The 19,980-nt window shown below is 46.4% G+C and carries 11 protein-coding genes, 1 tRNA gene and 1 riboswitch; of the genes, 3 read left to right on the top strand and 9 right to left on the bottom strand.

What is annotated here, in order from left to right; translation table 11 throughout:
• Window positions 1–11 precede the first annotated feature (11 nt).
• From IE165_RS06945 to IE165_RS06930, 4 genes are all read right to left on the bottom strand, one after another.
• Entirely contained in the window at window positions 12–3,170 is a 3,159-nt protein-coding gene (locus IE165_RS06945; RefSeq protein ID WP_229826422.1) for a GH92 family glycosyl hydrolase, read from the bottom strand.
• Between the two features lie 126 nt (window positions 3,171–3,296).
• The gene (locus IE165_RS06940) at window positions 3,297–5,633 is read right to left on the bottom strand and encodes a GH92 family glycosyl hydrolase (protein ID WP_189625873.1); all 2,337 of its coding nucleotides are present in this window, start codon (window positions 5,631–5,633) and stop codon (window positions 3,297–3,299) included.
• A 59-nt stretch (window positions 5,634–5,692) separates the two neighbouring features.
• Window positions 5,693–7,075 (bottom strand): sugar porter family MFS transporter, encoded by a 1,383-nt coding sequence (locus tag IE165_RS06935; RefSeq protein WP_189625872.1) that lies wholly within the window; start codon window positions 7,073–7,075, stop codon window positions 5,693–5,695.
• Window positions 7,076–7,093: 18 nt separating this feature from the next.
• Window positions 7,094–8,968, bottom strand: coding sequence for a class I mannose-6-phosphate isomerase (locus IE165_RS06930; RefSeq protein WP_189625871.1), 1,875 nt, complete (start codon window positions 8,966–8,968; stop codon window positions 7,094–7,096).
• 227 nt (window positions 8,969–9,195) lie between these two features.
• On the opposite strand from IE165_RS06930, the gene IE165_RS06925 reads away from it, so the two are divergent.
• Window positions 9,196–9,936 carry a GntR family transcriptional regulator gene (locus IE165_RS06925; RefSeq protein ID WP_189625870.1) on the top strand — a complete coding sequence of 247 codons (741 nt, stop codon included), beginning with the start codon at window positions 9,196–9,198 and terminating at the stop codon, window positions 9,934–9,936.
• 24 nt (window positions 9,937–9,960) lie between these two features.
• Here IE165_RS06925 and IE165_RS06920 read toward each other — a convergent pair.
• From IE165_RS06920 to IE165_RS06905, 4 genes are all read right to left on the bottom strand, one after another.
• A tRNA-His gene (locus tag IE165_RS06920) sits at window positions 9,961–10,034 on the bottom strand.
• Window positions 10,035–10,352: 318 nt separating this feature from the next.
• Window positions 10,353–12,029, bottom strand: coding sequence for a glycoside hydrolase family 32 protein (locus tag IE165_RS06915; protein ID WP_189625869.1), 1,677 nt, complete (start codon window positions 12,027–12,029; stop codon window positions 10,353–10,355).
• A gap of 32 nt (window positions 12,030–12,061) precedes the next feature.
• Window positions 12,062–13,015 carry a carbohydrate kinase family protein gene (locus tag IE165_RS06910; RefSeq protein ID WP_189625868.1) on the bottom strand — a complete coding sequence of 318 codons (954 nt, stop codon included), beginning with the start codon at window positions 13,013–13,015 and terminating at the stop codon, window positions 12,062–12,064.
• A 53-nt stretch (window positions 13,016–13,068) separates the two neighbouring features.
• Window positions 13,069–14,403 carry a sugar porter family MFS transporter gene (locus IE165_RS06905; RefSeq protein WP_229826420.1) on the bottom strand — a complete coding sequence of 445 codons (1,335 nt, stop codon included), beginning with the start codon at window positions 14,401–14,403 and terminating at the stop codon, window positions 13,069–13,071.
• Between the two features lie 274 nt (window positions 14,404–14,677).
• On the opposite strand from IE165_RS06905, the gene IE165_RS06900 reads away from it, so the two are divergent.
• Window positions 14,678–17,425 (top strand): hybrid sensor histidine kinase/response regulator transcription factor, encoded by a 2,748-nt coding sequence (locus IE165_RS06900; protein WP_189625867.1) that lies wholly within the window; start codon window positions 14,678–14,680, stop codon window positions 17,423–17,425.
• Between the two features lie 74 nt (window positions 17,426–17,499).
• Here IE165_RS06900 and htpG read toward each other — a convergent pair whose 3' ends face one another.
• Entirely contained in the window at window positions 17,500–19,386 is a 1,887-nt protein-coding gene (gene htpG, locus IE165_RS06895; protein WP_189625866.1) for a molecular chaperone HtpG, read from the bottom strand.
• A gap of 167 nt (window positions 19,387–19,553) precedes the next feature.
• Window positions 19,554–19,647: riboswitch (SAM-I-IV-variant riboswitch) on the top strand.
• 58 nt (window positions 19,648–19,705) lie between these two features.
• Here htpG and IE165_RS06890 point away from each other — a divergent pair.
• Window positions 19,706–19,972, top strand: coding sequence for a 5-oxoprolinase (locus IE165_RS06890; protein ID WP_229826418.1), 267 nt, complete (start codon window positions 19,706–19,708; stop codon window positions 19,970–19,972).
• Window positions 19,973–19,980 lie beyond the last annotated feature (8 nt).

Genomic DNA, 19,980 nt, shown 5'->3' with positions numbered 1-19,980 from the left:
TTCTGTTTACGTTATTTTATGTAGCCGGCTAGTCCCCATTTCCTATTCGGCTGATTGCCCATTTCCAGTTCTAGCTTACCGCCCTGCAGCAGTGCTGACGCAGGGAAGAAAAAATGATTTAACCGTTTACCATTAAGCTTCGCCGCTTGCACATATTTATTGGCGCGAGATGCATTTTTCGCCTCGATCACAAAGGATTTGCCACGACCGTACTGATTGCCGAGGTCGATGGTTACCTGTTCAAAAATTGGACTACCAATTTCGTACTGTGGATCTACTCGACAGCCGCCATCCGTTTGGAACAGTCCGAGCGCAGCCATGATAAACCATGCACTCATTTGTCCTTGGTCTTCATCACCTAGATAAGCATTGGCGACATCGAATCCGTAGTAGCGATCGATGATGGCTCGACTCCATCGCTGGGTCAACCAAGGTTTGCCGATATGGTTAAACAAAAACGAAAAGTGCATCGATTGCTGGTTGCCCTGTATCACCGGATAATCCCAATACGCATCGTTTGGCGCATTGAAGCGCCAAGTATAGCTTTCTTGAAAACCCCACTCCAACCGATCGGAAAAACGCTGCTTGCCGATCACGGCGGCCAATCCAGCGATATCTTGTGGAACAAAAAACGTCAACTGCCACGCATTCCCTTCCACGTAGTGCTTATTGGCACCCGATTTAAAAGCATCGAAATCTGGCAACCATGATCCGTCTGATTTACGCATGCGTGCAAATCCCGACACCGTGTCGATCACATTTTTCCACCATCCACCGCGTTGCTGAAACATGCCATATTCCTGTTCCTTTCCCAAAGCCTTCGCGAACTGCGCCACCGTCCAATCATCATATGCATACTCGAGGCTATTGCTAAAACGACCCTTATCATAGGGTACGTACTGATGCGTTAAATAAGCCACTAGATCTTCGTTGCCCGCCCTGCCTTTTCCTACGTTGACCGCTGGTGTAGTTTGCATCCTATATACGGCATCAAAGGCCTTTTGCGCATCGAAATCACGTATCCCCATTTGATAGGCACCCACTATCAGCGGGATCTCGTGCTCTGCAACCATCACCGGGATATACTCCATACCGGCAGGTCCTTTTGCCAAATAACCATGCGCATCGTACATGGCCAGCTGCGACTTGACCCACCTAGAAGACCATTCGGGCGTCACTAGGTTCCAAAACTGATTTAAGTTCCAAAAGGTATTCCAAAAAGCATCGCAACCAAGAGCCACATCTTGCGGGTTGGCCAGCTGCTGCCGTTGTTCGCTTGCATCGATCCAAGCACCATCAACATCACTCCAGGTATTTCTGCTGCACAGCGCGCGGTACATATTGTTATAAAAGCGTCCTTTCTCTCGGCTATCGTCCGAAGAGACCTGTAATCTGCTCATTAAAGCATCCCAGCTTGCCACATGAGCCAGACGCACCGCTTCAAAATTCCAACCGAAGGGCTGTGCGATCTCCGTTACTAAATTGGCCGCCGCCCCGTCGATGCTCACTAACGAAATGCCGGATCGCGCCTGCACAACGGGATGCCGCTGGGTATCAAAAACCACGTACGCTCCGGCACTGCCTACTGCGCTGCCAGCTACCGTTTCACCAAGCTGTTCATGACCGTCAATCCATCCGGCAAAATGCTTGATATCCTGATCAAATTCAATAACAAAATGCAAAGTATAATCTTGGTCTACGCCTCCCGCCCACGCATCTTTGGTTTGCTGTACACTATATCCCTCCAAACGGCGGGGCCCTACTTTCCTGATTTTAAACTGCCGGATGTGATATGGGTACTCAGCCGGAATACTTAAATCAATCATAACCCGGCCATCGACTCCTTTGGGGTAGGTATAACGCTGAAAACCGCATCGCGTGGTGGAGGTCAGCTCGGCCTCAATACCATATTTTTTAAGCATCACCTTATAATAGCCGATGGGTGCCTCCTCTGTGCTTTTATCAATTTCTGAACGATATCCGCTATTGGGATCATATTGGCTGCCAACCGTATACTTCATCTCTCCGCTTGCCGGCATCATCCCCAGTCCGGCCATCGTCCACTCGTGGATATGACTAAACGTACCAATGCTCTCTATCGTGGGATCATAGCCGGCCATCCAGCCCGCATCTTGATTGTCCGGACTTAGCTTCACCATACTGAACGGCATCCACGGTCCCGGTGCAATCATCCAGCGCGAATGCGCCGTACCCACGCGCGTGTCGACATATCCGCTCGACGAACGTAGCGGTTTATCCGCAGTCGTAACCTCCCCTTCCCATAGTAAACTTCTTCCCACGTACAGCTGCCAGTGACGTTTCGTTTCCGTTTTTGAAAGAGGCATAGGCACCTCCAAGATATATCGGCCTGTATCGAGTTGTCGACCTAATACATGCTTGCCATCTATACGCACCGAAACCTTTGGTGTTCCGGACAAATGTTCAAGATCCACGAGCAACGGCTGCACACGAGTTTTTCCCTCATACAGCGTATAGTCTGCTGCTTGCACGCCGCGTAGAAAAACTTCATTCGAGGGAAGCGGACGGGTGGCACCGGCCCCCTCCAAACGCACATCATCGAATACCAGCCAACTCCCCTCTAATATGGTCAGCTGGATCACATTGCCTCCCCGACGCAGCAAATGCGCAGGAATGGGCACCCGGTACGTTGCACCTTGCTGATCGCTTGTCGCTACGTTTAGGCCGCTATCATCGTTGGTCTTCGGTAGTCTGAACTTGAAATCTGCTCCATTAACCGTCACCTTCAACAGGGGCGGATTCTTCCCGTTAAAAGCCAAAACATCGGTAATGAACGTGTATGCATCGCCAGCTAGGGGAAATATCGGTTCGAAAAGGATATGGAGCTGATGCGAACGTAGGCCGGATGTCGGGCCCGTCCCTCCCCAAGAGTCAGCTGGCCCTGGCAATACATACGGCCAATCCTTTTCAGGAGATGATTTTCCAATTAGATAAAACCGATCTTCCCATCCAAAATCTTCCTCCAAAAAACGCATATAACCGTTTGGAGCGAGTGCGAACTCATCGCTTTTCCCATCCAATTGACCTATTGACCAAATTGTCTGTCCCTGCACGGTAGCCGAAATCATCAAACTAAGCAGCCACATGACAAGATATGGCTGGTGACATATCGTCTTGAAATCTTGCATCATAGTATCTTGGTTTACCTCACTTTTTCTTACCGGTTTTGTTTAGCCCATACCACCTAACTACTTTTACTCCAATAAAAAGAAAAGCAGGTAGAAATGAACATTACAGGGTCAGAAAGAGAAAGATGTCTATTCATATTTATCTGTTGGCTGGCTTCCCAGTTCTATCACAAGTTTTCCGCCTGCTTGGATATCGCTGAGTCGAATGAATGGTTTCTTCAAACGCTTTCCATTTAAGGTAAACGATTGCGCATAGCTAGTCTCTTCCCTATTGCCTAGCACTTTGATCTCGAAATCACGGCCACTGAAGTAGCTTGGGTTACCCTTTATTCTTATTGAATCGAATAGCGGAGCAGCGATGCCCAACTCTGCCTGTGGATCGGTGAATCCCTTTACATCGAATAGCCCCATCGCGGCGAGCACATACCAAGCGCCCAGTTGCCCCTGGTCCTCATCCTGTCCGTAGCCATAACCATGTATCTGGTCGGCACCATAAAATTCGTTTAAGATCTGTCGAACCCATTTTTGGGTAAGTGAAGGTTTGCCGGCAAAGTTAAACAACCAAGCGATATGCAGACTGGGCTGATTTCCATGGTTGTAAAGCCCTTCCAGACCTGAGAAGGCATCCAACGTGGTTCCTCCGCCAAATTTATTTTGTTGGGACACCGAAAATATACTATCGAGCCGGGCCACAAACCTTTCCCGACCAATGGCTTTCACCAATTGCTCTGGTTGATGAGGCACATAAAAACTATACTGCCACGCGTTACCCTCCTGAAAACCACGCCAGGCTTCCGCTGGCTTGAAATTATCGATAAACTTACCTTCGGCATCTTTGGGACGTATAAAACGTGATTGCCTATCAAAAATATTTTGCCAGGCTTGGCTAAGCCGTAATAATTTACGCTGATCATTTCTTTTTCCCAATAGTTTTGCCCACTGCCCTACCGCATAAGCACTATATGCATATTCCAGCGTATGTGATGCGGAGAAACGCCAGCGCTCATCAAAACCCGAACCATCATCGAGATGGTTGACATAACCATATTTTAGGAAGCGGTCCACGTCTGTTTTTCCAGCACCGAAAGGTCGATCTTGATACTGTAGCTCATTTTTTAGCGCTGCCGCATAACCTTGCTCGACGTCAAAATCGCGAATACCCGATGTGTAGGCCGAGGCCAGCGCTAGGCCTACGAAGTTTGTGCCCACGCCAGAAACATAACGGCTGTTCGCGATGCCATCACCTAGCCAGCCGGCATCTTTGTAAACCAACAGCTGACTTTTTACCCAGTCGGAATAGTATTCCGGATAAGCGAGCGTCCAAAGCTGCGTCAAGTTCCAAAAGGCTCCCCAAATAGCGTCTGTATTATAATGATGATGCAGAGGAATATTGGAGGCGTCCAGTGGGATCTGCCCAACCGTTCCATCATTTTTAGGGTAGGCGCCGTTGATATCACTTGCCAATCCTCTTCCACACAAAGCATGGTACAGGCCGGTGTAAAATTTGACCATATCCACCTTGCTGCTCGACTGCACACGAATCCGGCCAAGATGTTCTGCCCAGTCCTGCTCTGCCTGCGCGCGAGCGGCATCAAACGACAGTGCAGCCGCTTCTGCGCGCAGATTGGCACGGGCATTGGCCACTGAGGTATAGGAAAGGCCTGCCTTGAGAACAATACTTTCCTGCTGGGAAGTCGAAAATCGAAGATAAAGGCCGGCGCCTTTACCTGTGCTGCTATTTTCGCCCGGAGTTATGCTACTGCCGTTGCATGCACCATAGGCTTTCGGCTGCTTGCTTAGTTCCACCGAAAAAAACATTTTGACCGTAGCGGCGGGTTGGTATTTCTGCACGTAGGCTGGTAACGTGGCGACATAGCCTTCAATTCGGCCGTCGGTCGTCAAGTATACCTCGGCATTTTCCACAGGTCCACTTTCGCCCTGTTGTTTTCCAATGTCGAAGAGAATAATTGCTTCTTCCGTTTCTGGGAAGGTATAGCGATGAAAAGCGACTCTTTTCGTGGAGGTTAGCTCGGCCTGGATCCGTTCCTTCCGAAACTTGATCGAATAATACCCCGGAGAGGCCAATTCATCATCCTTATTAAACGTCATCCGGTAACCTTTATCCGGATCTTCCAGCCTACCCGGAACCGTCTTAAGCTCTCCGACCATTGGTGCAAACACCACCCCTCCTATCTGAAATTCGTGAAAATTGGCAAAACCCTCTATAGAACGATGCCGGGCGTCGTAGCCTACAGCTTCCCAACCAGATTTGTTGCCGTATGAAGCGTCTGTTGAAGGAGCGGGTTTTGCCATCCCGAAGGGACTCGATCCCGGGGTGAAATAAAACCAGCGCGCATGTGCTGTCCCGATGCGCGGGTCGACATAGGCCAGCAAATCATGGTCTGCCTGAGCAAAAAGTGCTGTTACCAGCAAAAGCGAAAAACAGCATAACAGTAATTTTTTCATATTTTATCGGTTTACAGGTGCAAAGCGCCCCCATCCTTCTTATTTGCAGATGCAGGGTTTCAATTATTCCTTTGGCTGTTCCAACCTTCCTCGATCTCTTCCAACGATTTTCCTTTCGTTTCCGGAAGAAGGCGATAGACGACCACAAAAGCGGCGATACAACAGGTGGCGAAAACCCAAAACGTGCCCGCATTCCCTATGTGCTGTAATAAAAGCGGTGTGATTTGTCCCACAGCCGTATCCGCAATCCACATCAGCGTTACACTAAACGCCAAGGCGCGCGCGCGAATAGCATTTGGGAATATTTCTGACGCCACAACAAATTTTAACGGACCAATAGAGCAGGCGAAACAAGCCAAAAACATCAATACGGAAAGCAAAAGCCAGATACTGCCTACCGCACCCATGTAAAAACAAAGACCCGTTGCCAATAAGGAAATGGCAGCACCAGCCGTCCCCAAAAGATACAGCGGCCTACGTCCCCATTGATCTACTTTCCAAATAGCCAACAGTGTGAACATCATATTTGCGACACCAAAAATCACCTGACTATAGAGTGAATTGCTTAAAGGGATACCTGCATTGCTTAATATGGTCGGTCCATAATAGATAATGGCATTTATTCCGCTAAATTGCGAGAATACAGGAAGCAAGATTCCGATCAATAGTGCTCGTCTGATACGTGGAGCGAAGAGCGCGCGATAGCCAGCTGCTGGTTGGGTATCCAGTGCGGGTCCTGGCTGTAGCAAATCGCTTTCCATGTTTTTGAGTGTCCTTTTTTCCTTACTTTCCGACGTCGAAACTTCCTTTTTTTGTAAAAGCCATCGCGGACTCTCCGGAACGAATAGTAGGCCAACAAGAAAAAGGAACGATGGTAAAACGCTTATCCCCAACATCAGCCGCCAAATTTGGTCCACCATTTTCGTATGCCGTAAAAAAGGTAACATCGATATACCATAACCATGCAATAAAGCCGCGTTACTGAGATAGGCGAGTAGTATGCCAAACGTGACGGCAAATTGGTAGTATGTCACCAATTGTCCCCGGCGATTCGCTGGCGCGATTTCAGAAATATACAGCGGGACGACACTGGATGCCATGCCGATCCCCAAGCCTGCTACAATTCGAAAAGCAATGACACCCATTAGACTGGGAACCAAGGCACAGCCCATCGCGGATAAGATAAATAGCAAGGCCGCCAAATTCAGTGCGTTTTTCCTGCCCAAGCGATCGCTGATCTCACCCGAACATAGCACCCCAATGATACAACCTACTAGGGCGGATGATACAAACCACCCCTCTTGCCCGGCCGTGAGGTTAAACTGCTGTTTGACTAAAGGCAATACCCCCGAGATGACGGCCATATCGAATCCAAATAGGAAGCCCCCCACAGAAGCAACCAACGTAATAAATAGTAAACCCAAGGACTTTCGATCGCTCATAAAATATGGTTTTTTAATTTAAGAAAAATCCCCGGATTTACCCCCATTCGGAGTTGATTGCTTGGTTTTGGCTTCATGCTGCAACAGATAGGTCACATCGTCCTTCACGAACGCCTTGATCACTTTTGCACGCTCGTTATCCATATTACGCAACCGATAGCTTTTTGCCCCTGCTGGGATAACGAATGTTTCGGCATAATGAAGAACTTTCTCCGATCCATCCGCGGTTTCTACAACAATGCACACGCCTTCCACGAGCATCAATACGTGACAGCAATTTCGTGTCTGCACCGACATGTCGTTATCGAACTCCAACCTATGCACATCATAAAAATGATCGGCGTGCGTAGGCAAATGCATGATGCTCCAGTCTTCTCCATTTTCCAACACATAAGGCTTGGCAATGAGCTCTTCCTCCACCCGTTTTCCTTTGCGATCAAAATTCAGATTTCGGAACGCGTGTTCGATATTAATTGGCCGGGGACTGCCATCCAGGCCTAGGCGCACCCAATCATACATCTTGAACGTAAAAATATAAGGGGTAGCGCTGATTTCCAGCACCAAGTTATTAACACCAGCGCTATGCACCGTGCCGTTCGGTATCAAGAACAGATCATGTTTTTTTGCAGGCATCGCCTGCACATACTGTTCGATATTCAGTTCTTGTTGCACAGCTTGGCTTCGCTCCAATGCTTGGCGGAAATCAGACGGATCGATATCCTCCTGAAATCCTAGGTAAACTTTGGCGTCCGCTTTGCTATCTAGGATGTAGTAGGTTTCATCTTGGGTAATATGCTCGCCAAAATTTTCTCGGATATAAGACAGCGACGGATGACATTGAATCGATAGGTTACCCCCCTCGAATGTATCCAAAAAATCAAAACGAATGGGAAATTCCGTCTTGAATATTTCGGCATGTTTACCCAATATGGCTTCCTGTTCGAAAAGCATGAGCCAATCGAAAGCTACTTCCAGCAGCTTTCCTCCATTTTCAAATACCAAGCCGTTCTCCGGAACGATCAGTTCAAAAGACCAAGCGTAGTTCACCTCTTCTTTGTTTAGACCTGCAAAACGATTCTGCATCCAATGCCCACCCCACGCTCCCGCCTCAAACCAAGGGCGAACCCTAAATACGGAGTGTGCGATGTGGTGTAGCGCATCTTTCAGATCAGCCATGAACATCCAGTGGAGTCTGTCTAATTGTTGCCCATCAGCGACCGCCTGTATACGGTTTAGGATTGCCTCCTTATGATTATTTAAGACCACCCAATCCACAAAATAAAAACGTTTGTAGACTGCCGCGGCCGAGGCCTCACCAACATACCCCACGTTCTTAATCGCACCCGCCCGCATGCGATATTGAATTTCGTTTTTAGGGATATCCACATAAACCACCGGTGTTTCCGTACAAACAAGGGCCGCACCTATTCCGAGTACCACGTTGATGCCATCCGTTGTTTCAAGCTTCCGTTGTGGCATGTCGAAAAAGTCGGTCAACATCAACGATGTTTTCGTCCCCCATACACTATCTGCAGGACCTAAAAAAGGCGACACGAGCGCATCAATCGCTGCACTTTCCTTCATAAAATCGCTGGTGGGAATCCAATTTACCCTAACACCACGCTGGTCAAATTCACGTTGTAGAAGCTCCGCTAGCTGTTTCCATAACACACCAACATATCCGTCTATCGACACTGTTCCTTGATCAATGATCCAATCAGCAAGCTGCCCAATATCGGCAATGTTACCAGAAGCCATAGGATGATACGGATAGATATCATACCCATTTTTGGCGGGAACAATCTGCGAAATATCACTTGGCAACAAGCGCTCCCCACTTTTTCGCCAGCTAGAAGCTCCTTCATCCGACAACCTGTCTGTTTTCGATTTCATTAATTATCTTACTACGTTTAAACAAATGTACATACATACCAACATATAAACAAAATTTCCTATAAAATATTGTACGTAAAGCATTTCAGCGAGCAAAAAAAACAATTAACGCATTATCGTATAAGCAGTGTGCAAGGTACGCTGCTTTATGTTCACACTTATAAGCAACCTGACAATATTTTAGCTATTTTTGCGATAACGAAAAGATATTACTGTACGACGTTGCTATGAAACTTTCTATCGATCATAAAAGCCCCATACCTCTTCATATCCAAGCAGAGCAATTGATACGGGAGCTGATCAAAGACCCTGCCTATGCCACAAAATTTTTGCCTAATGAGGTAGAGATGGCGAAACAGCTTGCCATCTCGCGTACTACCTTGAGGCAAGCATTAAATAAATTGGTGTATGAAGGACTCCTGATCCGAAAGAAAGGCGTAGGAACGCGTGTTGCTGACGCTTCGGTTAGCTCTAAATCCAACAACTGGCTCAGCTTTTCGCAAGAAATGGAAGCCCGTAATATTCCTATCAAAAATTTTGAACTGCACATCAGTTGGGAATTGCCGGATGAGAAATTAGCACATTTTTTTGACATTGATGTCAACAGAAAAGTGTTAAAATTGGCACGCCTGCGTGGAAGGGCGGAGGGACCTTTTGTTTACTTTATTTCCTACTTCCATCCCCGCATAGGAATGGACGGTGAAGAAGATTTCAAACGTCCGCTATACGAAATTCTGGAACAAGATTATGCTGTGCGCGTCGATCTTTCCAAAGAAGAAATAAGTGCACGGATGGCCGACAAATTTATCGCTGCTAAACTTGACCTGGAAGTGGGCAGCCCTGTTTTGTTTCGTAAGCGGTTTGTTTTCGATCAAGCCGACCGGCCGGTAGAATACAACTTGGGTTATTACAGAGCAGATAGTTTTATATACAGCATTGAAAGTAGAAGGGAGCAAAAACAAAAATAGAGGCCTATTGGACCTCTATCTTTGGGTAAGTAATGGGGCTCGAACCCACGACCCCTAGAACCACAATCTAGTGCTCTAACCAACTGAGCTATACCTACCGTGATTTTGATGACACAAAAGTAGAACAAATACCCATATCCTCCAAATATTTTAAACAAATTAATACGTGTAGACAGTAAAGAAGTTCATTTTTAACGAGATAATTTTCTGAAAGCAGCCCCCTCTAGGGAAAAGTTATCTGGCACGGCTAATAAAACGATGACGCACCCGCTCCTATTAATTCCTTATGCAAAGTTTTTGCCTCCACATGACCGATGAAATACAAAAAAAGCCACGAGAGATTGACCAATCACGCTTCATGGCTTTCCGTTATTTCGGTTGAAGCGAGCGGCTAATTAGTAGACGGCGGTGCAAGATTACCAAATACTTTTCAACGTATGTAGCTGCCCACTAACTAATGTCGCAGCACCTCCTGCAACATGGAGGCTGTAGCGCATATTTTTCTGATCGAAATTATAATTTATCGGCATAAAAACCTCGCCTTCACTAGCGAAAATCTCGACTCCTGTACGATCGACAAAAATAGTCAGCTCCTGTTCGCCATTAATAAGCGGAGCATGGGCACGCACATTATCGACCACGAGCTCCTGATCGGCCACTTGGTACAAAATATGAAGACCGCGCACATTAATATGGATAGTATGCGCGTCTTTTGGTTTAATACGCAATTTAATCTCTGCCAGCTCACTATCAAAGGCTGCCAATGCATTAGCTGATGTTGGCGTCAAGTTGCTGCTCTGCAGTTGCTGTGCGTCTACTCTTAAAGCTTCCAATTCGACAACAGGCTTGCGAATAAGACGTGTCCCTCGCGCCGTCTTCCGCAAGGAGAGCTCTGTCGGGATACTCATAGATTGATTAAATGCGCTCCCATTTTGATGGGTATTGGTGCGCCACCAACCGATTTCTACACGGCGACCATTTGGTTCGTCGCTAAAGGTCTGCGCTGCATAATAATCGCGCCCCTGTTGACTATACATACGTTCTTCTTCCGGACGAAACGTTTTACCATCGAAAGTACCAATGGCATATTGGCTGTTCGCGCCGGTAAGCACCCATTTGCTTTCCTTTTTTGTGGCCCCCTCGACCGGAAGCTCAAAAAACTCCGGACATTCAAAGAGATAGCGATCGTTGCCCTGCCCACCCAGGACTTTGCTGGTAAATGTCCAAGATTTCAGGTCCGTTGAAGTAAAAAAATGCATCGCATGCTGATCCCCTTCTTCTGTAACGTATACCACCAGCACCCAACGCTTCGAAGGTTCGTGCCAGATGACCTTTGGATCCCTGTTACCGGCTGTGATCTTATCCACGACAGGCTTGTCCGTTTTTTGAAAGTTACGTCCGTCAGTGCTATGCGCCAATCCCTGCGTCCAGCTCTTCTCTGCGGCGGTGTAAAACAGGATCAGTGGCACCTTTTGAAGCGATCCAAAACCAGAAGAATTTTTGGTATCGACCACAGCACCTCCACTAAACATCGTACCAAGTTCATCGGGGTATAATGCGATGGCCAGCTCCTTCCAATGCACCAAATCCGTGGAAACGGCATGCCCCCAATGCATATTGCCCCAATTGACGCCATAAGGATTATGCTGAAAGAACAGATGATATTCGCCATTGTAATACACCAATCCGTTGGGATCATTCGTCCACCCTCGTTTAGGCGAAAAATGGATCTGCCCGCGGTGCGGTTCTGCGTAAACATGCGCATTGCTGTCCTGATCCGTTTGCACAATGGGACTGAAAGCCTGGCTGTCCTCAGGAAGTCCATCTACGCGAATCATAAGTTCGTTGTCCTTCCAATCACTGATATCGAGGTAGGCAAACCAATCTGCCTTACCTTCGGCCAGCTCGGCAGTAAACCAACGTACTTTCTTATTGTCGAGCAAAAGGTCGACCTGCCGTGGGCTGGCACCATTCCTGATAGGAATTTGCAGAAATTTTTTCTCGCCGCGAAACGTACTGGAAAAACGCGTTTGCGCTTCAATTGTAAGCGATAGCAGCAAACAAACAGTAATCAAAAACATGGGTTTATTCATCGTGTAGCAATTATGTATAGGTTTTTCAACATCTAACTCGCCCCATTAATATGAAACGCTTCTAAATCGTGCAGCCATTGAAACCGGTTTAAGGTCGCGGCATGATAGATCGGACAAGCCCCTTCACTCTGCGTGATAAAGCCACTTAATGTAGCGGCGAAAGAGAGCATCTCCTCTGGACTTGTAACCTTATCTTTCCGGCAGCGCTGTGCCAAAAAGGCCGCAAGAAAGGAGTCGCCGCTACCGATCGTATCTTTCACTCGAACCGGCAACGCCGGAAAGTGATAACTAAAACCGGCTGATTGCACATGGTAAACAGCTCCTTTAGCACCATAGGTAATAATAATCTCATCCACACAGCACTTATCCATAATGGCATCCACCTTCATCCTATCGGTCGACGTCTCAGCAAGCCCCATCCAAGTAGCCACCATGCCCAACTCCTCTTGATTCATTTTCACCAAGTCCACATGCGATAAGAGTTCCAAGACACGCTCCGGCGTGTAAAAGGGAGCTCGGAGATTTACATCCAGCACCTTAAACTTAGCAAAAGGCAGCAACAGCTTCCATGTTTCATAACTCACTTGATTTCTTGTTGACAGACTTCCAAACACCAAAAAATCAGCTTCTTTAACAGCTTGAAGCTCCTGCTCACCTAGCGCAATATAGTCCCAAGCAACAGGAAACAAGATCTCGTAGGTGACATCCCTATTTTTATCGATATGTACCTCTACAGTAGAGGTTGGATGTATAGGGTCGCGCTGAAAGAGGCCCGTCGGTATGCCCAGGCTCGCACACCGCTGCAAAAGATCGTCGCCCGCTTCATCCTCGCCAACCCGCGTTAACAATAGGGTCTCCACACCGAGCTTGTTTAAATGATAGGCCACATTGAGCGGTGCACCTCCCAATTGACGACCTGTCGGTAAATTATCCCACAGCACCTCACCAAAACACATCCCTTTGATCGTTAATTTTTCTGTTCTCATTCTTAAATTTTATGACACTAAAAATAGGGAAATCCCTGTACCAATATTTTTTTTTAATCGGCCACGCTCCTGCCCACCTCTTCCAAAGAGCGCCCTCCGGTTTCGGGCATCATCTTCCACACAAAAAGCAATTGTAACAGCATAAAACCTGCGAATATCAAAAACGTGTAGCCGCCACCCAACATTTCGGTGAGCGCTGGAAAACAAAAGGTGATAACGGCTGCCATTACCCAATGCGTCAGACTACCTAAAGTCTGCCCCTTGGCCCGCACATCATTAGGAAAGATTTCCGAGATGAAGACCCAAATGACTGCCCCTTGCGAAAAAGCGAAAAAGGCAATATAAAACATCAAGTAGATCGTTACGGCTACACCCTCTGTACGACCGGCAAAAAAAGAATAGGATACCAGCGATAACGAAGCAATTAGGCCGAACGAACCGATCAGCATCAGTTTACGCCGACCCACCTTATCGATAAAATTAATCGCTATCAACGTAAACGCAAAATTGACCAAGCCAATGCCCACCGAGGATAGCAACGAACTTTGGGCGCCTAGACCAGCCATTTCAAAAACACGTGGTGCGTAATAAATAATGGCGTTTATACCCGACACCTGATTGAACACCGCGAAAAGAATCGCCAACATGACCGGAACGCGATTTCCCTTCGTAAACAAACGCCCGCCCTGCAATGTACGCTTTTGTGCCGCTAGCATATCGTTAATATCCCTTAAGTAGTGATCACCGCTGATCTGCTGCATGACCCGCATCGCTTCCTGTCTGTTATTGCCATGCAGAAGCAACCAACGGGGGCTTTCTGGCACAAAGAAGATCAAGATAAAAAACAACAACGCTGGAAAAGCCTGAACGCCCAGCATCCATCGCCAAGACTCTTCGCCAAACTGCCCGATAAAATAATTGGATAGGTAAGCGATAAGAATACCGAACACCACATTAAACTGAAATAATCCAACAAGCTTCCCTCGTGATTCTGCAGGCGATATTTCAGAGATATAAATCGGCGCCGTGACCGACGACACGCCTACACCGATACCGCCTAATAAGCGAAAAACAATAAATATAGTCCAGTCTTGAGCCAAGGCCGTGCCCAGTGCGGAAAAGAAATACAAACTAGCCACAAAGAACAAGGTATTTTTACGCCCAAACCTATCGGACGGAAAGGCCCCTAGAGCTGCGCCAAGCACCGTGCCAAATAGCGCAATCGCCATGGTAAGACCATGCTGGAACTCGTTCAGCGACCAAAATAACTGGACAGCCTTTTCTGCACCAGAAATGACCGCTGTATCAAACCCAAATAAAAAACCGCCCAAGGCCACGACAAATGACCAGGCTAAAATCGATTGGCTACGCATAGTATGTTCCCTCATTGATGCAATCAAAGTTATTGGAAGGGACAGGACGGGCATAATTATTATCAAACAAAAAATACAGATTTTGTTACATTGAACAAAACCAAATAAAATATTGATATATAATGATTTAAAACATACCAACAGATCCGAATCATCGATAAGTAAGCAAGATCTATCTATTTTGTTTCGCATTGATCCGACGATGAAATAGTGTACTTATTACACCTAAGACATGTGCTTACCCATAAAAACAAAAATATGTATATTGCTTTTTCAAAATTTACTGGGGATGTCAGCGTACAATCGTGTTTGGTTATTGATCATTGGACTATTACTTACTTTGGGCTGCCAAGAGTCGACTACAAAGAGAAAATACGTAGTGGCCTTTTCGCAATGTGTAGGTAATGATGCTTGGCGACAAACGATGCTGGAGGAAATGAAACGCGAGCTTTCGTTTTATCCCGATGTGCAGTTTATATATCGTGATGCTAACGGCAGCAATGAACGGCAAGTTGCCCAAATCAGCGATTTGATGCGGCGACATGTTGACTTACTTATTGTATCGCCGAACGAAACACAGCCACTCACTCCTATCGTAGATTCTGTTTTCCGCGAAAAAATTCCCGTTATCGTTACTGATAGAAAGACAGGATCAGGATTATACCATGCCTATGTCGGTGCAGACAATGTCGCGATAGGAAGGCTAGCCGGTCAATACATCCATCAGTTATCCTCCAAACGACTCAATATCGGTATGATATCAGGATTGGGCGGGTCCTCGGCATCCATCGAACGCCAGAGGGGCCTGAGAAAAGTTGTCGATAGCCTTCCGTCCATGCGTATCGGTATTGCGCTGGAAGGCGATTGGACAAAAGAGACTGCTTACCGACTTGCAAAAGCTAACCTCAGCGAATTGCTGAAGCAAGATGTGGTGCTTGCATTCAATGATCAAATGGCAAAAGGCGTCCAACAAGCCTATACAGAAGCTGGCCATACCGACCGCAAAATATTAGGTATAGACGCGCTTCCTGGTGAAGGAAACGGATTGGAAGCGGTGAACAAGGGGGTGCTATATGCATCCTTGCTCTATCCCACCGGCGGCGCCGAAGCCATCCGCACAGCAATTGCTATTTTAGAGAAAAAGCCCTTTATCCGAGACAACATCTTAGGCACCGTGGTCATCGATCATACCAACGCAGCATTGATGGCTTTACAGTCGCAAAAGATAAAGGATCAACAAGAGGATATAGACAAACGGCAGCAGCTTATTGCTACACAACAGGAGGTTTACAAAAACCAACGAACGACCTTGAATACGCTAGCGGTAAGCTTGGCCCTTGCTGTTGCTTTTGGTGCATTATCCCTTATTGTGATTCGCAGTAACCGCAAGAAGAACCGGAATCTAGAACAGCAAAATATCGAGATTAAACAACAGCAGCAACAGATTATCTCGATGAGTAAGCAAGTACAAGAGGCTGCCGATGCCAAAAACAGATTTTTTGCGCAGGTATCGCATGAGTTTAAAACGCCACTTACGCTTATATTGGCGCCGTTGAATATCTTACAAACCGAGCGACAACTATCCGCCGAAGGCAGAGAACAACTCCACCGCATAGAGCGCAATGCCAACACTTTATTGCAGCTGCTACAGAGCCTTGTGGACATTCATCGCAGCGATAACACTAAACTGCAGCTAAAGGCTACCTGCACAGCCCTTCCGGCATTCATACGACAAGTACTCGCCAATTTTAAGCCTTTTGCGCAACACCAGCACATTTCCCTCAGTTTTAGCAACCAAAGTACCGTAACCGAGATATGGATAGACCCCTACCTGATGGAGCAAGCCCTTTCCAACCTGCTAGCTAATGCTATTCAGTTCACCAAAGAGCGCGGTAAAATAGCGATATTGCTGGAGGACAACAGCTTTGGGGATTTTATTTACATCCGCGTACAGGATGATGGCACAGGCATAGCACCATCTGACATTGACCATGTGTTTGAACCATTTTACCAAAGTCAGCCTAACCATCAAGGTTCGGGCATCGGGCTTGCACACGTAAAACAAATCGTCGAGCTTCACCACGGACAAATTACGGTGAGTAGCAAGATCAATGTCGGATCATCGTTCACGCTGCGACTACCCGTTGGTAATGCCCATTTATCTCAAGAAGAAATATACCGATTGCCTGCCAACGCCCCTCCCGAACAGCATGGAATCGCATTTGCAACAGACCAGCATGATCTAAGTTCATTTTACTCGCACAAAGCCGCGACGATATTTATTATTGATGACCATGCAGAAATCCGACAATTGCTGCGCAGTATCATGAACAAACAATATAACCTTGTTTTTGCGAAAAATATAGGTGAGGCAGAAGAAAAACTCCGCGATCAACTTCCTGACCTTATCATCAGTGACATCATGTTGCCGGATGGCAGTGGCCTAGAGTTCTTAAAGACCATGAAGGGAAGCACCGGCCTATCGCATATCCCCGTTTTGCTGCTCAGCGCCGTCGATAGTGAGGAGAGTAAGCTGGATGGTATCAGGCTGAGGGCCGATGCCTATATCAACAAACCGTTTAAGGTTCCTCATCTATTAGCTATGGTTGAAAATCTACTAGAAACGCGCAAACAATTAAAAGCTCATTTCTCCAGCATCCCGCAGGGTGTTCACAACTCCATGCAGGATCACAGCTCGATGAGCGATCAAGACAAGCGCTTTCTGCAACATGTGGAGCTACTGGTCGAGGAACGGTTGAGTGACCAAAAGCTAACAACCGAAGAGCTTGCGAAGGCCTTACAGATATCGCGCGTGCAACTATATCGCAAAGCGAAAAGCCTTTTAAACTGCAGCATGAACGAGTATATCCTTCAGCGCCGCCTTACAAAAGCCAAGCACCTCATCAGAGAAGGATTCCACATCAATGAAGTTGCCAACGAAGTAGGTTTCTCTTCTGCCAATTACTTCGCCGTAGCCTTCAAAAAGCATTTCGGGCAAAGTCCCAGCGCCTTCCGAAAGGAACTATTTAAACGATGAAAGTGGCTAAAAAGATACCGCAGGTATCCCTTAGCCACTTTCAGAAAGCTAACCAGCTCTTGTGCACGATAAGCTTAGATCATCTCTACGCTACGTTTGACAAACGAAGTCAGGTCTGCTCCGGTTAAGAGGCCTCTTGACAGCAAAGCCAAATCAAAAGCCTGTTTTGCAAGTTTCTCACCTTCATCTTCACCGCTATCGATAATACGTTTTATCAGGGGATGGTTTCCGTTGACGGTCACTTTATAGTTATCTGGCAACGTCCCATAGAAGCCCATTCCGCCTCCTGTTTTCGCCATATCCTTCATACGACGCATAAACTCGTCAATAGTAACGGCAACCGGTAGATCGTCTGCTGCTAAGGCATCAACCTCGACCTTCATATCTGCTCGAGCAATGGCTTTTTCAAAGACTGCTGATGCCTTCTTCGATTCGTCCTCCGAAAGCGTTAGGGTCTGTTGCTCCTCCTTTGGAATTAACTTATCGACCACATCCGCATCCACGCGCTTCGCTTGCACTTTTTCTCCGCCTTTTTGCTCTAAATAACTGGTAAAGTGCGTGTCCAATGGGCCATCCAGCACCAACACATCGTAACCTTTAGCTTTTACCGAGCCAATGAAACCATCTTGCTGTGCCGGGTCGTTGGTGTAGAGATAAATAATGTTGCCATCTTTGTCCACTTGGATATCCTTAACCTTCTCATAATACTCCTTCAAGGTGTAGCTTGCTGCCTCGGTATTCTTCAACAGGCAAAAGTCGTTCGCTTTCTCCGCAAATTTCTCATCGCTCAACATACCATACTTAATAAAAAGCGCGATGTCATTCCATTTTTCCTCAAAGTTTTTACGATCTGCCTTGAATAGTTCGTTCAATTTATCCGCAACTTTTTTGGTAATGTAGTTGTTGATTTTCTTCACATTGCTATCGGCCTGCAAGAAAGAACGGGAAACATTTAAAGGAATATCTGGCGAATCAATAACACCTTGCAATAGCATCAAAAATTCTGGCACAATATCTTTTACTTCATCCGTGATAAATACTTGACGCGAATAAAGCTGGATTTTGTTGCGCTGGATTTCCATCTCGTTCTTCACCTTCGGGAAGTATAGTATACCCGTTAGATTAAAAGGATAATCAACATTTAAGTGAATCCAAAACAAAGGCTCATCCATGGAATGCGGATAGAGTTCACGATAGAAGGCCAAATAGTCTTCATCTTTCAATTCTGAAGGCGCTTTCGTCCAAGCAGGATTGGTGTTATTGATGATGTTATCGACATCAACAGAAGTATATTTCGGCTTTCCCTCTTCGTCTTCCCCATCGGGCTGCGATTCCGTTTTGGTACCGAAGCGAACCGGAACAGGCAAAAAGCGTGCATACTTGTTCAGTATATCGCCTAAACGGCTCTTATTTAAGAACTCGGCCGACTCCTCATTGACATGTAGGATAATATCTGTACCGCGATCGGTGCGGCTGCCTTCCGAAATTTCATAAGAGGTACTGCCATCGCATGTCCAGTGTGCAGGTTCTGCCCCTTCTTGGTATGAAAGAGACTCGATTTCTACACGATCGGCCACCATGAACGCCGAGTAGAAACCCAAACCAAAACGACCGATGATCTCATTCGCATCATTTGCTTCTTTGAATTTCTCCATGAACTCTGTTGCTCCAGAGAAAGCTATCTGATTGATGTATTTTTTAATCTCGTCAGCGGTCATTCCAATACCACGATCAGAAATCGTGATCGTCTTCGCTGCTTCGTCAAATTTAACATCCACCGTCAAATCACCCAACTCACCTTGGAACTGGCCCAATGATGATAAACGTTTAATTTTTTGCGATGCATCCACCGCGTTGGAAACCAACTCCCGTAAAAAAATCTCGTTATCCGAATAGAGAAATTTTTTGATCACCGGGAAGATATTCTCCGTGTGAATCGAAATACTACCTTTTTCTTGCATATACTATGATGTTTTTATCTATTTAATGTTGAACGATCTACAAGTAATATTCCAAAAAGACTTTTGCAGACAGGATGACAGTTTGCTGACGTTAGGCGCACAAAAAACTGACGACTTTGCATTTTATGTGCAAAAAATTTGGAATTTCAAAAAAGACTACTAATTTTGTAGAGTATTCAGAATTGCTTCGGCAATACCAACCGAGTGTCGTCACCGCGGTGGTTAAATAATACGGGTAAAGAGCCAAAAGATCTTATAACGTTTTCAACCTAGTAGTTTCTGAATACAATTTATGGTTAAACCTTTAATTTTAAATTGTATGTCAACGATACTTCCTTTATCAAAACACCTTCAAGAACAGTTCAATAACTACAGTATTACAGAGCTAATTACTATTAATAACGACATTGTGGATCGTGACGGCTGGGGTACCTCGCGGTCTACATTCCGCCATGCGATTCTCACAGCCTTGGTAAAAAAAGGGATTGATCTTTCGCCGATTATTTCCAGAGAGGATGGTTTCAGCAGCATCCAAATTGTGAAACTTCGTTTGGAGAACAATGTCCTGATACCGTTGCGGCAGTAGCAGCATAA

Source organism: Sphingobacterium griseoflavum, assembly GCF_014653155.1.
GTDB classification, from domain to species: Bacteria; Bacteroidota; Bacteroidia; order Sphingobacteriales; family Sphingobacteriaceae; genus Sphingobacterium; species Sphingobacterium griseoflavum.
Note: the sequence above shows the minus strand (reverse complement) of the source record. Positions and strands in the feature narration are given on the sequence as shown.